Below are 15178 nucleotides of genomic sequence, written 5' to 3'. Positions count from 1 at the left end.
CCGGCCGTGAATGACCGGCCAGCAATCGGATGAAAACGCAAAAGCAGAAATCAAAACCGTCGAAAAATTACCCCTTCACCACTTTCACCGGCCGTTTCCAATTAGGCAAACTGATCTGCTTGCCCCGCGCCACGCTGAGCGAACCGGGCGGCGTGCTTCGGGTGATGGTGGAGCCGCCGCCGACCGTGCCGCCTGCGCCGATGGTGACAGGCGCCACCAGCACACAATTGCTGCCGATGTGCACGTCAGCCTCGATCACCGTGTGGTGCTTGTTGGCGCCGTCGTAGTTGGCGGTGATGCTGCCCGCGCCGTAGTTGACCCGTTCACCCACGGTGGCATCGCCCAGGTAGGCCAGGTGGTTGGCCTTGGCGCCTTTGGCCAGCGTGGCGTTTTTGACTTCGACAAAGTTGCCGATGTGCACTTCGGCGCCCAGTTTTGCGCCGGGGCGCAGGCGTGCAAAAGGCCCGACCAGTGCGCCCTCGCCTACCTGCACGCCGAGCTTTTCCCCGTCGATGTGGGTAAAGGGATGGATGACTGCGCCGGCAGCGATCGTGCAGTTGGCGATGACGCAGTTGGCGCCTATGCGCACGCCATCGCCCAAGGCGACCTGGCCTTCAAACAGGCAGTTCACGTCGATCTCGACATCCCGGCCACAGCCGAGCGTGCCGCGCACGTCGAGCCGCGCCGGATCGGCAAGCCGTACGCCTTGCTCCATCAGGGCCACGGCCACGCGGCTTTGGTACGCGCGTTCCAGTTCGGCCAGTTGCACGGGGCTGTTCACACCGGCAACCTGGGCTGCATCGGTGATCTGGTGGGCCACTACGGCCACGCCGTCGGCCACCGCAAACTTCACGATGTCGGTGAGGTAATACTCGCCTTGCGCATTCTTGTTGTCCAGCCGGGCCAGCCAGGCGCGCAGCAGCCGCGTGGGAACCGCCATGATGCCGCTGTATATCTCGCGGATGTCGCGTTGGGCGGCTGTGGCGTCCTTGTGTTCAACAATGGCCCTGACCTGTGCCGAGCTTTCGGTGCCGGCACGCACAATGCGGCCATACCCTGCGGGGTCGTCCATGTTCAGGGTCAGCAATGCAAGGCGCTGGCTGTCGCATTGCGCCAGCAAGGCTTGCAGCGTGGCCACCTGGGTCAGCGGCACATCACCTGACAGCACCAGCGTGACGCCGTCGTCGGCCAGCAGAGGCAGCGCCTGCTGCACCGCGTGGCCGGTGCCCAGCTGCGGCTCTTGCCGGGCGAATTGCAGGCTGACAGGCTGTGCATCCACTCCGCCGTGTTGCGGCGTAAAACGGTGACAGGCGGCTTCCACCGCGTCGGCACCGTGGCCGGTAATGACGACTGCCTTGCGCGCTGACAAAAAAGCAGCGCATTCGATGACATGCTGCAACAAGGCCTTCCCGCCCAATCGGTGCAAAACCTTGGGTAAGCTGCTCTTCATCCGCGTGCCTTTGCCCGCGGCCATGATGACGACATCAACTGGGGTTGCCATGAAATTTCCTCTGGATTTTCGAAGGATGAGAAGTGAAAGGCGTTCCGCATCTGCCGGGGCAGGATGGGCGCGCAGCCTACGGATTATCGGGGTGCTGGCAGCCATGCTGCTGGGAGCCCTGCTGCCGGCTTGTACCGTGATGATGAAACTCGCCTACAACCAGGCGTCTGAGCTGGTCTATTGGCACCTGGACGGCCATTTTGACTTCACCGACATCCAAGGCGTGCAGGTCCGGGCCGAGCTTGGCAAGCTGCATGCCTGGCACCGGCAGACCCAGCTTCCTGGCTACATCGACACCTTGCAAAAACTGCAGCAACAAATGCCGCAGGACATGGACACGGCAAAGGCCTGTGCGGTATATGCCGATCTGCGCCGCAAACTGCAGGTGGTGGCTGAGCAGGCAGGGCCCATGACGGCAAGGCTGGCCGGCACGCTGCACGCAAGCCAGATGAAAAAGCTGCAGCAGCGCTTTGACAAAGGCAATGCCGACTACCGCGAAGACTTTCTGGAGTCCGCCAAAACCAGCCGGAAAAAACGCTACAAGGAGGCCGTGAACCGGGCTGAAATGCTTTACGGGCGTCTGGACGAAAAGCAGCTGGACATCATCGGCCGACGGATTGACATGTCCCATTTCGACGCGTCCGTGTCTTACCGCGAAAGACTGCGCCGCCAGCAAGATGCGCTGCAAACACTGCGCCCCTTGACCGGCGGCCAAAGCACGCCTGACAAGACACACACAGCCGTCAAAGGGCTGTTTGAGCGCACGCTGAGTTCACCCGACACGGCCTATCGCGACTACCTTGAAAGCCTGAGCCAGGACATCTGCCAGGGATTCGCCGAGCTGCACAACAGCACGACACCTGCGCAGCGCGGCAAAGCCGTCGAAGTGCTTCATCGCTATGAGCGGGATTTCAGGACCTTGAACGGCCAGAAGGCCTAGGCCTGACCTGCGAGCGCTGCGGGCGGCGGCATCCGACACATACATCAGTCGCGCGTGCTTTCCCGCTCTTGGCCCATCTGCCCCGCGCCTCGCTCAGTGTGCTCGGGTGACTGGCGCGGCTGGAACTCTCGGGACCCGCTGCTTTGCTGTTGCTGGCGGTCCACGAAACGGTGAGGCTGTTGCTGCAGCCGCGCGCGGCATGGCCGTGTCGGCAACGAAGGCGCGGGTACAGAAGGATGGGTGTTGCTCATGATGCGGTGTCCGGTGTTGCGGGTCCGCGGATTCCTGCTGAATTCGCTCGGATCCGCCAAGCATTCACCATAAGAGGCCACATCAATAGTCTTTGTCATCCGCCCGGGGCGCTTGCTGTCGGCTTTCGCCTACGACGAAGGCCTACAACAACGGCACCTGTGCCGGCGGCGTGTCGTAATAGTCGGCAATACGCTCCAACGCCCGGGTGTTGAGCAGCCGCAGCCGGCCATCTTCGATTTCGTGCAGCCCCAGCTGGCGCAGGCGCCTGAGGGTCTTGTTGGTGTGCACCAAAGACAAGCCCAGCGCATCGGCAATGTGTTGCTGGTTGATGGGAAAGTCGATCCAGCCGTTTTCCGCCATTCCGACGCGGTCCAGCCTTCGATACAGATGCATCAGCAGCATGGCTACACGCTCGGTTGCGTTGCGCCGCCCGGCCGTCAGCAGGTGGTCGTCGACGATTCCTTCCTCGCGCGCGGCAAGCCAGGTAATGTCGTACCCCAGGCTCGGGTGGTTGCGGTACAGCTCCCACAAGCCTTCGCGTGGAAACACGCACAGGCTGCAATCCGTGATGGCTTCAATCCCGTGCATGGATCCGTCGGCAAATTTTTGCTGCAAGCCGATAAAGTCGCCCGGCAACAGGAAGTTGAGAATCTGCCGGCGGCCATCGCTCATGGTTTTGTAACGGAAGGCCCAACCCGCGTACAAGGTGAAAAGCTTTCCATTGGGCTTTTGCTCATGCAGGAGGGTGGCCCCAGCGCTGGCGGTGGTGGTGCCAGACCGGAAAGCCTCAATGAAATCCAGCTCTTCGACCGCGATGGGCGAAAAAGCGCCGGTTTTGCGCAGTCCGCATGCTCTGCAGGCAGGCGGGCAGATCGCTGTAGTTGGTACTGAATTGTTCATCGAAGACGAATTTTACGTACATGAGCATATGTCTTTTGACATTGCGGTGCGATGTGCGGCCCATTACATTTGCCCGCGTATGCTCAAAAAAACGACAAAACTGTATGAAATTCTTTACGTCAGCACCCTCGCCCCGGAAGCCCCGATCAGTGTTGTCGCGGACATCGCCGGTAAAGCCCGCCAGGTCAATGCCGAGCTGGGAGTCACGGGACTTTTGATCTTTGACGGCATGCGGTTTTGCCAGCAACTGGAGGGCAACCAGAAGGAGGTGCTCAAACTGCTGGAGCGCATACGCCAGGACACACGCCACGTTCAGATGGAGGTGCTGCACCATGGCGAGCTGGCGGAAAGACGCTTCAGGCGATTCAGCCTGGGTTACGCCTCCGTCGGAGATGGCGATGCGCTTGGCCGTTTGGAGGAACTTGACACGCAGGTTGCGCTTGACGCTTTTCTTGCCTTGCTGCCCACACTGGATCTTGACGCCTGACGGACGCACCGTGACACGGCTCAGCGGGAGCAATTCAGCACCACAAACGCTATCAATTCAATAGCTACTGGCGCTCGTCCTTATTAGACAGCAGGCCCAATTGATACCAAAAAGCCTGACAGGCTGAAGCTGACGCAGCTTATATGTGCGTGGCCAGCCAGGTCACGGCAGTGTCTGCCAGCGCGTTGAGGGACGCGTTCCCGGCCAGGGTCAGCACGCCGGCTTCGGCCGAAGGATCCTGCAGCGCCTCGAACTGACTGGCCACAAGGCTGGGTGGATAGAAATGACCGGGACGTGAAGAGACCCGCCGCAGGGATTCGACCTGGCTGATGGCCAGGTGCACAAACTGCAGGCCCGGCGCGGCGCGGCGCAGGCTGTCGCGGTAAGCGGCCTTGAGCGCCGAGCAAGTGAGCACCACGCCGGCAGGGTGACGCGCCAGCTCCGCCCCGAGCTGGCGCAGCCAGTCGGCGCGGTCTTCGTCGGCCAGGGGAACGCCTTGCTGCATTTTCCGGATGTTGCCGGGCGGATGGAAATCATCTCCTTCAATCAGCGGCAGCCCCAGCTGGTCGGCCATCAAGCGCCCAACGGCCGACTTGCCGCAACCGGCCACACCCATGACCACCACGTGAACTGCCCGCCCCGCGCGTTGCATTTCGGCTGCGGGAAAAGAATGGGGCGGAAAATGGGGCGGAAGAACTGAAACCATGCCAAATTATCGTGGCCCACCGCGTTGTCGGGTGTCACACCCGCACCATCTTCAAAAATCCCACCCGATACCACAACGTTTTTGAGGCAAGAGACCGCTTCATCGGTTCATTTGGTATGGTGGCTGCATTGGCTTCTTCCTCCAATGATTTTGCGACCTACTGTTGCGAGCTTCTCGCAGGCGTCGGACCTTGCACCGCCAAACGCATGTTTGGCGGGTTTGGCATCAGCACATCGGGCTTGACCTTTGCGCTGGTGGCGGATCTGGGGGGTGGGGAAAGACTATGGCTTAAGGCGGATGCCGACAGCGTGGCGAAGTTTGAGCAGGAAGGCTGCGATCGCTTCAGCTACGAAGTCACCCGCAACGGCGTGCCCAAGGTGCAAAGCATGAACTACTACAGCGCACCGGAGGAAGCGATGGAGTCCCCGCAGCTGATGCTTCAGTGGGCACGGGTCTCTCTGGACTGCGCGCTGAAGGCCAAGTCAGGAAAACCGGAAAAGCGGGCTGCAACGGGCGCTTCAGCGCGGCGCAAGGCTGGCCCCACCTGAGACAAGCGTGACAAGGACGGGCGCTTGGCCAGCGCGGTGCCCAGGTTCTACCGCAGACAAAAAAATGCCCGCAACCTTGCGGCTGCGGGCGAACGGCTTTCCTAAGCAGAAATCAGTGTTTGAAATGAAGGCTTGTCAGACCAGGTTGGACATAGCCAGCACGTTGCAGTTTCGCCCTGCGCTGGCGTTGTTTTTGTAGCCATCAAAGTCATGGCCCGCCGCCGGTTGCCTGCGGGCGGCGACAAACCCCGCGGCCACGGGCGTCAGCACGGCTTCCAGCGCCGCAGCGGCGACCCGGATCAGTCCACGGCCAAGGCGCAGCACAGCGCCGGCTGCCAGGCCAAACGCGGCGCGCAGGTCCACCAGGGGCTGCAGCACACCGGTGCGCCAGCCTGCGGCGTCGGCCTCCTGCGGTACTTCAACACGAACGCTCGCCGGCTCCCAGCTGAAATAAGCCGATGCCGCGTGGCCGGTACTGAAGGACTCCATCACCAGCGACTCACCCGCCCTGAGCGTCAGGCTTTCGCCGCGCATCAGGAAGTGATCACCGGCCCGGGCGTGAATGTCCTGGCTGGCACCGTCAAACGTGGCCCACACGCGGCCATGCGCAATACGCAACACACCGGCCTGCGACGCGCGCAGCGTCAGCGCTCGGCCCACGCCCAGTTTCCAGAAGCCCGCCAAGCCGTCAACGTGGCCGTTGGTGGCATCGGAAGCTTGTTGCAGGAAGCGGTCGCCTGAGAGGTGAGAAGCTGCGTGGTCCATGGTGTTCTCCAAAAAGGGCACAAAGTGAGTGATGAGGGTTGAATCATCTCGCCGCAGGCTTGCACAGTCCAATGAAATCGCGGTAAGCTATTCATTCCATAATCGCATTAATCAATCAGGCCTGATTTGCCCTAATTCACCTTTTTTCACCCCCAAACCCTCATGCTGCATTCACAAACCCACCTGCGCTCCCGGCCCATTTCCGCTGGCCAGCTGCGCGCTTTTGAAGCCGTCGCACGCCACCTCAATTTCCGCGCCGCCTCGGAAGAGCTGGCGCTCACCCAGTCCGCGGTAAGCCGCCAGATCCAGGGCCTGGAGGAAGACGTCGGCGTGAGCCTTTTTCACCGCCATACCCGGGCCGTGGAGCTGACCAACGCCGGCGGCATCCTGCTGCGGGCGGTCACGCCCTCGCTAGAACGCATTGATGGGGCGGTGCGCCAAATACGCCAGACCGCCGGCCGAAAGAGCGTCTCGCTCACCACGTTTGCCTCGTTCGCGTCGATGTGGCTGATCCCACGGCTGGAAGGCTTCCAGCGCGACAACCCCGACATCGACATCCGGATTGATGCATCCGATGTCGCGGTGGATCTCGATATTTCAGACCTGGACATGGCCCTTCGCTATGCCCCGGCCAGCGCCATGCCGCCGGGCGCCATACGCCTTTTTGGCGAGCAGATCACGCCGGTCATCAGCCCCTGGCTGCTCAAAAGCGGGCCGCGCCTGAAAAAGCCCGACGACCTGGCGCAGTTCACGCTGATTGAAGCGGGTGACGCACATCACACCCACCTGGAATGGCTGACCTGGCGCCGCTGGCTGGAGCAGCACGCGAGTCCCAAGCTGGAGGCAAAGCGCTGGCTGTACTTCAACTACGCCTACCAGATGGTGCAGGCCACCCTGACGGGCCAGGGCGTGGTGCTGGCGCGCCTGCCGCTGATTGCCGAGAGCCTGGCCTCGGGCGACCTGGTGGAGCCCTTGCCGCAAATGCGCATGGAGTCACCGATGAGCTACTGGTTGATCATCGGGCCACGCAATGTGGCTCGTCCTGAAGTGTTGGCGTTTTGCGATTGGCTCAAACGCCAGGCCGCGCAGACGCGCGAGGCGATTGGGGATGTGCCCGACCCGGATACCCTGGATTCTCTTGACTGAGCGCACTTACGTTCGTGCGTAGCCTTTCCCCTTTCCCCTTTCCCCTTTCCCCTTTCCCCTTTCCCCTTTCGCCCCCGATCCTTTTCTCCGTTCGCCCTGAGGTATCGAAGGGTCGGCGCCCCAGCTTCGATACCTCAGCCCGAACGGGTAAAGCGATCCAGCGACAACAGAAGGGCATTCGAGGCGCACAGAAAATCCGTTCGCCCTCAGCCTGTCGAAGGGTTGGAGCGGCGTACGGCTTCGACAAGCTCAGCCCGAACGGAAACTCAGCTCAGGCTGCGCCGCGCTTCAGCAGCCGCCCGGCACGTGCCTGCCCCCTGGCATTGGCCGCATCGGCGGTGCCGGCCACATAGGCCAGCTCGCCGTTCACAAACACTTTCTCGATGCCTTCGGACACCGCGATCGGGTCTTGGTAGGTGGCCACGTCGCGCACGCGGGCCGGGTCCAGCACCACCACATCGGCATACCAGCCGACCTGCAGCTGGCCGCGCTGATGAAGGCGGAAGTTGCGGGCCGACAGGCCGGTCATCTTGTGGATCGCAGTCTCCAGCGAAAACAGCTGCTGCTCGCGCCAGTAGCGCGCCAGCACGCGCGGGAAGGCGCCCCACAGGCGCGGGTGCGGATGCTTGTCGTGCGGCAGCCCGTCGGAGCCGATCATGGAGAGCGGATGCGAGATGACGCGTTTGACGTCGTCCTCGTGCATCTGGAAGTAGCAGGCACCACCCGGCTGCAGGCGGCGGCAGGCGGCCTTCTGGTCCACGCCCCATTCCTCGGCAATGGAGGCCAGCGTGCGACCCATCATTTCAGGGTGGGGGGTGGACCAGCTCAAGAGAACATCGATCACGCCGTCGACCAGGTCTTCGCGCAGCACGGTCGAGCCAGCCACGTAGGGATAGACATCCATCGCAATATCCTGGCGCTTCGCCATCGCGTCGATCAGCGGCAGTGTCTCGCGCGTGCGGCCCCAGTTGGCCGGGCCGGCGCACTTGTGGTGCGAAATCACCAGCGGCACGCCTGCTTCGAAGGCGCAGTCGCCGGCCTCGTGCATGGCCTCGAGGATGTCGGCCATCTCCGAGCGCATGTGGGTGGCGTAGATGCCGCCGTACCGCGCGACGACACGCGCCAGCGAGGTCACCTCGGCCGCTGGCGCCGGCATGGCTTCGGCATAAAACAGGCCCGACGACAGGCCGATCGCACCCTGGGCCATGCATTGTTCCAGCAGGCCGCACATGGCGGCCACTTCATCAACGGTGGCCGGCCGGTTGAGGTCGCCCACGCAGGCATAGCGCAGCGTGGTGTGGCCGATCAGCGGCGCCACATTGACGGCCGGTTGCGCCTCAGCCACCGCCTGCGCATAGGCATCCACCGAAGGGTACTTGAACGAATTGCCCAGCAAGGTAAGGGCGCCTTGCGGTTCCTCCACCACGAAAGGCGCGACCGACAGGCCGCAATTGCCGGTGACCACTGTGGTGATGCCCTGTGACAGCTTGGGAAACATGCCGGGGGCATTCAGCACGATGGCATCGTCGTGGGTGTGCACGTCAATGAAGCCGGGCGCGATCACCAGGCCACTGCAGTCGCACACCTGGACATCAGCGAGCGCCAGACCATCCGGCAGGCGGTGGCGCAGGCCAGGGCCCACAGCCACGATCCGGTCGCCCAGCAGCAGCAAGTCACCCGGTTGACCGGCCGCGCCGGTGCCATTCACGAGCAAGCCGTTTTCCAGCAAAGTGGCGCGCGTCATCGCACTTTCCCGACCGTGAGCTTGGCGCCTTCGTCCCACTCCAGCCGTGGGTGGTGGTGCATGTCCACGCCGCGCGTCTCCAGCGTGCGCTGGATGTTGGCCAGCCGGTTCACCGCTTTGTCGCCCAGGCGCTGCGCCACCAGCACCGTCAGAATCTCGATCACCGTCAAATGCGCCAGGTAGGCCTCGGGGCCCACCGGCATCACCGGATCTGGCGCCACTTCCACGCCCAGCACGATGTCGGACAGCGCGGCCAGCTGCGAGCCGGGCTGCGTCAGCGCGATGATGGTGGCGCCCTGCGAGCGCGCCACATCCACCGCCTCCAGCAGCGAAGGCATGCCGCCCACGTAGGTGATGGCCATCACGACACCGCGCGGGCCGATGGTGGCAGCCGAGATCAGCTGCAGGTGCGGATCCAGGTAGCTGTTGGAGGCCAGGCCCATGCGGTACAGCCGCGCCTGCAAGTCCGACGCCATGAAGTTGGAGGTGACGCCGACGCCGTAGCAGTCCACCCGCGTAGCCCCAACGATGGCGTCGGCCGCCGACTGCACCGCCTCCACATCAAGCTGGGCCTGTACGCTGTTGATCACCGTGGCGGCGCCGCGCGTTACCTTGGCGATCACCTGGCGGGTGTCGTCGTCGATGCGCACGCGCCGGTTCAGCGGCGAGCCGCCCACGGCGAGTTCCTGTGCCAGGGCCAGCTTGAACTCGCGCAGTCCGGGATAGCCCAGGTCGCGGCAGGTGCGCATGATGGTGGGTACCGAGCTGTTGGCGCGCTGGGCCAGGGTTTCGAAGGTTTCGTCCAGCACGCGCTGCGGGTCTTCCAGGATCAGGGCGAGCACGGTGCGTCGCGCGGCCGGCGCGCGGTCCATGATTTCGGCAATTTTTTCGAGTACGCGAGGAGTCATTTAAAAGCAGGTGACGATGGCGTCACACACGTTGGTTTGTTCGTCCACCACCGGCATCCAGCGCCATTTGTCGAAGGTGGTGCAGGGGTGGGAGATGCCCAGCGCGACCAGGTCGCCCACACGCAGGGCCTGGTGTTCCGGCCCGCTGCCGCGCAGGTAAGCGTGTTGGTCGTTCAGGCCGGTGATCTTCCAGTCGGCCGGTGCCGGCGTCATGGCGGTCTCGCCTGCCTTGCACAGGCCCAGGGGCACGGGAAGCTCCAGGTCGTAGGAGATGTCGCGCTTGCCCACCGAGAGGATGGCAACGCCCGGCTCGGGACAGGACTGCACCGCCGCCCACACTTCCATCGCCGCGTGCAGGCCGTGGCCGCAGCCCATGCGCGCGGCCACGGCATTCATGAAGCGGTGGTACGTGCCGTGGTCGTGCGTTACGTAGCAGCCGGAACGCAGCAGGCCCAGCACAGGCCGCGACAGCTCCATCTTCAGGTGTTCGGCAACCAGATCAAAGATGGCGGAGCCACCGGCCGTGAGCAGGATTTCTGGCGTCTCGAACAGCTGCTGTTCATCGCAGGCCTTGGCGATGCCCTGCACGCGCTGCATCAGCGCATTTGCGTAGGCGGTGTCGGCGTCCGACTGGCCGGTAGCGCCCAGGCCTTCGTAGCATTCGATGCCCACCAGGCGCGTGCCCTTGCAGGCGCGCAGGCGCTGCGCCAGAGCGAGCGCCTGCCCGTGGCTGCGGCAGCCGGTGCGGCCGCCGTCCACGCCGATCTCCAGCAGCACGTCGAAAGGCTGGGCGTGCGGGTTCGCCGTGTACCAGGCTTCAATGAGCTCCGCCTGCGCCAGCGAATCCACGAGAAATGCCACGCTCAGCCCGGTATGGGAACGCTTGAGGTCGGCTATGCCCTGCAGGTCCACCGCCTGGAACACCTGGTTGGCGATCAGGCAGCGCTTCGCACCGGCCGTCACGCCCGCGCGCAGTTGCGTCACGGTGGCAAAGGTCAGACCCCAGGCGCCGGCATCGAGCTGGCGCCTGAACAACTGCGGTGACATGGTGGTCTTGCCGTGCGGCGCCAGGCTCACGCCGTGGCTGCCCACAAAATCCTGCATCCATTGCAGGTTGCCGGCCAGCGCGTCGCGGCGGATCACGGCCAGCGGCAAAGGCAGGTCGCCGCGCAACACGTTCCAGCCCTGGGTGCCGACGGCCGAGCGGCGCAGCGGCGGGCTGTGGTGCGGAAAGCCCTTCCAGGAAGCGTCGAGCAGGGGGTCGAGAATGTCTTGCAGTGTCATGGTGTCGTCAATGATTCGATGTCGTCGCGGATGCAGGCTTTCAGCCGGCCGCCGCCCATGTCGCGCGGCTCTGGCCGCGTCTGCGCACAGGCGTCGATGGCGTGCGGGCAGCGTGTGCGAAACACGCAGCCCGAAGGCGGATTGACCGGGCTGGGCATGTCGCCTTGCAAGGGCACATGCACCATCTTCAGCGTGGGGTCTGGTTTGGGCGAAGCGGCCAGCAGCGCCTGGGTATAGGGATGCAGCGGCCGTGCAAAGAGCTCGGCCGTCGGCGCCACCTCCATCACCCGGCCCAGGTACAGCACGACCACCCGGTCGCACAGGTATTCCACCACATCCAGGTCATGCGAGATGAACAGCATGGTCAGTTTCAGACTGTCGCGCAGGTCGCACAGCAGATTGACCACCTGCGACTGGATGGAGACGTCCAGCGCAGACAGTGGCTCGTCAGCCACGATGAATTCAGGCTCCACCGCCAGTGCGCGCGCCACGCCGATGCGCTGGCGCTGGCCGCCCGAAAATTCGTGCGGATAACGATTGGCGTGCTCGGCGCGCAGGCCCACGAGTTCCAGCAGCTCGGCAATGCGCCGGGCGCGGGCTTCCTTGCCTTTCGCCAGGCCGTGCACCTGCAGCGCTTCGCCCAGGATGTCGCGCACGCGCATCTTCGGGTTCAGGCTGGCATAGGGGTCCTGAAAGATCATCTGCAGCTTGCTGCGCAGCGCGCGCATGCGGCTGCCTGAAGCCGCGCCCAGGTCCTCGCCGCGGTAGCTCACCGTGCCACCGGTACTGTCGACCAGGCGCAGCAGCGCACGGCCGATGGTGCTCTTGCCCGAGCCCGATTCGCCCACCAGGCCCAACGTCTCGCCGGAATGGATGACGAAGGAGACGTCGTCCACAGCGCGCACGGGCCGCACGGAGGGGCCGAAGAATTTCTGCAGGTGGCGCACCTCAATCAAGGGTGCGGCGGCTGGCGTTTCTGTACTCATGCGGCCTCCGGCACCAGGATGCAGCGGGCGCTGCCGCCGGCCTCGTCGTTGCGCAACGCCGGCATGGCATCGCGGCAGGCGGCGATGGCCTTGTCGCAACGGGGTTCGAAGGCGCAACCCGGCGGCGGCGCCAGCGGGCTGGAGACCTGGCCGCGGATGGCGTAGAGCCGGCGTTTGCCATCCAGCGCCGGCGCCCGCCCACGCTGCTGCGCCGGCAGGCAGGCCAGGAGGCCCTGGGTGTAGGGGTGCTGCGGCCGCGCGAACAGATCGTGCACGGGAGCGGCCTCCACGATGCGGCCCGCGTACATCACGGCCACGTCGTCGGCATGGTGCGCCACCACACCGAGGTTGTGGGTAATGAACAGGATGCTCATGCCAGTCTCGGCCTGCAGCCTGCGCATCAGCGCGAGGATTTGCGCCTGGATGGTCACATCCAGCGCGGTGGTGGGCTCGTCGGCGATCAGCAGCGTCGGGTCGCAGGCCATGGCCAGCGCGATCATCACACGCTGACGCATGCCGCCGGAAAGCTGGTGCGGATACTCGTGCAGGCGTTGCGCGGCGGCCGGTATCTCCACCAGTTCCAGCATGCGCAGGGCCTGGGCCAACGCGGCGGCGTGGTCCAGCCCCTTGTGCAGCCGCAGCGATTCGGCGACCTGCTCACCGACGGTGAAGACCGGGTTCAGGCTGGTCATGGGTTCCTGAAAAATCATGGCCACCTCGTTGCCGCGGATGGCGCGCATGCGCGGCTCGGGCAGGGTGAGCAGGTCCAGCGTCTCACCGGCGCGGTTGACGAACAGGGCCTGGCCACTGACCTGCGTGGAGGCCGTGCGAGGCAACAGGCGCATCAGGGTCAGGCTGGTGACCGATTTGCCCGAACCCGATTCGCCGACCAGGGCCGTGGTCTTGCCGGCACGGATGTTGAAGCTCACGTCGGCGACGGAACGGATCAGGCCTTCGTCAGTGTCGAAGAAGGTGGAAAGGTGGCGCACTTCGAGACGGTTCACATTGATTTCCGCAGGCGCGGATCCAGCAGGTCGCGGATGCCGTCGCCCAGCAATTGCAGCGACAGCGCAGTCAGAATGATGGCCAGGCCCGGGAACAGCACGATCCACAGCGCCTGGTGAGCGTACTGCTGGCTGCCGGCCACCATGGTGCCCCAGGTCGGGATTTCGGGCGGCACGCCAACGCCCAGAAACGAGAGCGCCGCCTCGGCCAGGATGGCGTAGGCGAAGATGAAGGAAGCCTGCACCAGGATGGGCGACATCAGATTGGGCAGCACATGGCGCCAGAGGATGCGAACGGTGGACACACCCACAGCGCGCGCCGCCTCCACGAACAGCAGCTCACGCACCACCAGCGTCGAGGCGCGCACCACCCGCGCCACCCGCGGCGTGTAGACCAGCACCAGGGCCAACACCACGTTGAGCATCGAAGGGCCCAGGATGCCGACCAGCGCGATGGCAAGCAGGATGTCGGGGAAGGACATCATCGCGTCCACCACCCGGCTCACCGGTGCGTCAAGGCGGCGGAAGAACCCGGCGACGAGGCCGAACAGGGTGCCGGCAACCACCGACCCCAGCGCCGTCAGCAAGGCGATCGTCAACGAATAGCGGCCCCCGAAGGCGATGCGGGCGAACAAGTCGCGGCCCAGTTCGTCGGTGCCGAAAAAATGGGCGGAGGAAGGCTGCGACAGCCGCTGGCTCACGGCGGTTTCGTTCGGGTCCAGCCCGCTCAATGGGCCTGCGAACAGCGAAACCAGCACCACCACGACCAGCGCGATGGCAGCAGCCAGCACGATGCGGCGGCGAAACAGTTTTTGCAGAACAAGAGGAAATTGCATGTCAGAGCGGCCTTTTTCCAGCGACCACCGCGGACCCGGCTTTGCCGGGCCGCTGGTGGCGCCCCCTCGAGGGGGAGGTGCCGCAGGCGCTTCGGGGGTGGGTCATAGTTTCACGCGTGGGTCGACCACGGTGTAGAGCAGGTCGATGGCAAAGTTGATGACCACGTAGATCGCCGCCACCACCAGCAGCGCGCCCTGGATCACCGGGTAGTCGCGCCGGATCACCGCGCTCACGACCAGGTTGCCGACGCCCGGCAGTCCGAACACGGTTTCCGTCACGACCGCACCGCCTATCATCAGCGCCGCCGTCAGGCCCAGCACCGTGACGATGGGCACCAGCGCGTTGCGCAGCGCATGCTTGAGCACCACCACGTTTTCCGACAAGCCCTTGGCCCGTGCGGTGCGCACATAGTCCTCGCCCAGCACGTCCAGCATGGAGGCCCGGGTAAAGCGGATGATCAGCGCCGAATTGAGCACGCCCAGCACCGTGGCCGGCAGCACCAGGCAATGGATGCGGGCGGCCAGCGAGGCACCCGGCTCGCCATAACCCGAGACCGGAAACCAGCCCAGCGAGACCGCGAATATCTGCATCAGCACCAGACCGAACCAGAAGCTGGGCACGCTCGCGCCCAGCATGGCAAAGCCGGTGAAGGCCTGGTCGATGGCCCTGCCACGGAACACCGCCGAGACGATGCCGCAGGGCAGGCCGATCAGCGCGGCGATGGCGATCGCCATCAGCGACAGCAAGGCGGTGGGCTCGGCCCGCTCCCACAGCGCCTGGGTTACCGGCCGCTGCAGGAAGATCGATTCGCCCAGGTTGCCGTGGGCCAGCTCGCGAATCCAGAGGCCGAACTGCACCGGCAGGGGTTTGTCCAGGCCGTAGACCTTCTGCACCCGGGCGATGTCTTCGGCCGTGGCCTGGTCGCCCAGCAGCACCGCGATCGGGTCACCCGGCGCGGCGCGCGTGAGCACAAAGACAATGACTGCCACCAGGGCCATCACCACCAGCATGCCCATGATGCGTGATAACAAATAGCGGGTCATGACCTTGTTCTATCAAATAAGGGGGGAATCTCTCTATCCATTCAAAGGGCTCCCATCAACATCACACACGCTCCAAACGAGGCGCCCCAAAAGCCAGCCTGAGCCGCGGAACCGGCTTAGCCGGGCC

16 protein-coding genes are annotated in these 15178 nt (G+C 64.5%); 4 read left to right on the top strand and 12 right to left on the bottom strand.

Annotated elements, in window-relative coordinates; genetic code table 11:
* Window positions 1-67: 67 nt before the first annotated feature.
* A complete protein-coding gene (glmU, locus tag ABI546_RS11990; protein WP_348046812.1) occupies window positions 68-1501 on the bottom strand; it encodes a bifunctional UDP-N-acetylglucosamine diphosphorylase/glucosamine-1-phosphate N-acetyltransferase GlmU in 1434 nt (477 codons plus the stop codon).
* Between the two features lie 91 nt (window positions 1502-1592).
* Here glmU and ABI546_RS11985 point away from each other — a divergent pair, with 91 nt between their 5' ends.
* Window positions 1593-2441, top strand: a complete 849-nt coding sequence (locus ABI546_RS11985) for a DUF6279 family lipoprotein (protein WP_348046811.1) — start codon at window positions 1593-1595, stop codon at window positions 2439-2441.
* 44 nt (window positions 2442-2485) lie between these two features.
* Here the strand turns inward: ABI546_RS11985 and ABI546_RS11980 are convergent, their stop codons facing one another.
* On the bottom strand, window positions 2486-2692 hold the full coding sequence (locus tag ABI546_RS11980) for a hypothetical protein (RefSeq protein ID WP_348046810.1): 207 nt from the start codon (window positions 2690-2692) through the stop codon (window positions 2486-2488).
* A gap of 142 nt (window positions 2693-2834) precedes the next feature.
* Window positions 2835-3593: a Crp/Fnr family transcriptional regulator gene (locus ABI546_RS11975; protein WP_348046809.1), complete on the bottom strand. Its 759-nt coding sequence runs from the start codon at window positions 3591-3593 to the stop codon at window positions 2835-2837.
* Window positions 3594-3672: 79 nt separating this feature from the next.
* On the opposite strand from ABI546_RS11975, the gene ABI546_RS11970 reads away from it, so the two are divergent.
* Window positions 3673-4080, top strand: a complete 408-nt coding sequence (locus ABI546_RS11970; RefSeq protein ID WP_348046808.1) for a BLUF domain-containing protein — start codon at window positions 3673-3675, stop codon at window positions 4078-4080.
* A 139-nt stretch (window positions 4081-4219) separates the two neighbouring features.
* On the opposite strand, the gene ABI546_RS11965 is transcribed toward ABI546_RS11970, so the two are convergent.
* A complete protein-coding gene (locus tag ABI546_RS11965) occupies window positions 4220-4732 on the bottom strand; it encodes a gluconokinase (protein WP_348046807.1) in 513 nt (170 codons plus the stop codon).
* Window positions 4733-4797: 65 nt separating this feature from the next.
* On the opposite strand from ABI546_RS11965, the gene ABI546_RS11960 reads away from it, so the two are divergent.
* Window positions 4798-5334, top strand: a complete 537-nt coding sequence (locus ABI546_RS11960; RefSeq protein WP_348046806.1) for a TfoX/Sxy family protein — start codon at window positions 4798-4800, stop codon at window positions 5332-5334.
* Window positions 5335-5469: 135 nt separating this feature from the next.
* Here ABI546_RS11960 and ABI546_RS11955 read toward each other — a convergent pair whose 3' ends face one another.
* Entirely contained in the window at window positions 5470-6099 is a 630-nt protein-coding gene (locus ABI546_RS11955) for a DUF2917 domain-containing protein (protein ID WP_348046805.1), read from the bottom strand.
* Between the two features lie 162 nt (window positions 6100-6261).
* Between ABI546_RS11955 and ABI546_RS11950 the strand changes: the two genes are divergently transcribed.
* Entirely contained in the window at window positions 6262-7245 is a 984-nt protein-coding gene (locus ABI546_RS11950) for a LysR substrate-binding domain-containing protein (RefSeq protein ID WP_348046804.1), read from the top strand.
* 271 nt (window positions 7246-7516) lie between these two features.
* Here the strand turns inward: ABI546_RS11950 and ABI546_RS11945 are convergent, their stop codons facing one another.
* From ABI546_RS11945 to ABI546_RS11915, 7 genes are all read right to left on the bottom strand, one after another.
* The gene (locus ABI546_RS11945) at window positions 7517-8989 is read right to left on the bottom strand and encodes a D-aminoacylase (protein WP_348046803.1); all 1473 of its coding nucleotides are present in this window, start codon (window positions 8987-8989) and stop codon (window positions 7517-7519) included.
* Window positions 8986-9897, bottom strand: coding sequence for a MurR/RpiR family transcriptional regulator (locus ABI546_RS11940; RefSeq protein ID WP_348046802.1), 912 nt, complete (start codon window positions 9895-9897; stop codon window positions 8986-8988). The genes ABI546_RS11945 and ABI546_RS11940 overlap by 4 nt, the downstream gene beginning before the upstream one ends.
* Complete coding sequence (locus ABI546_RS11935; RefSeq protein ID WP_348046801.1) at window positions 9898-11181, bottom strand: amino acid deaminase; 1284 nt, start codon at window positions 11179-11181, stop codon at window positions 9898-9900.
* Window positions 11178-12167, bottom strand: coding sequence for an oligopeptide/dipeptide ABC transporter ATP-binding protein (locus ABI546_RS11930; protein WP_348046800.1), 990 nt, complete (start codon window positions 12165-12167; stop codon window positions 11178-11180). The genes ABI546_RS11935 and ABI546_RS11930 overlap by 4 nt, the downstream gene beginning before the upstream one ends.
* Entirely contained in the window at window positions 12164-13171 is a 1008-nt protein-coding gene (locus tag ABI546_RS11925; protein ID WP_348046799.1) for an ABC transporter ATP-binding protein, read from the bottom strand. The genes ABI546_RS11930 and ABI546_RS11925 overlap by 4 nt, the downstream gene beginning before the upstream one ends.
* Entirely contained in the window at window positions 13168-14007 is an 840-nt protein-coding gene (locus tag ABI546_RS11920) for an ABC transporter permease (RefSeq protein WP_348046798.1), read from the bottom strand. The genes ABI546_RS11925 and ABI546_RS11920 overlap by 4 nt, the downstream gene beginning before the upstream one ends.
* Window positions 14008-14109: 102 nt before the next feature.
* Window positions 14110-15051, bottom strand: a complete 942-nt coding sequence (locus ABI546_RS11915; protein WP_348046797.1) for an ABC transporter permease — start codon at window positions 15049-15051, stop codon at window positions 14110-14112.
* Window positions 15052-15178: the final 127 nt, after the last annotated feature.

This window comes from Polaromonas sp. (genome assembly GCF_039932935.1).
Classification (GTDB): Bacteria; Pseudomonadota; Gammaproteobacteria; order Burkholderiales; family Burkholderiaceae_C; genus Polaromonas.
Note: the sequence above shows the minus strand (reverse complement) of the source record. Positions and strands in the feature narration are given on the sequence as shown.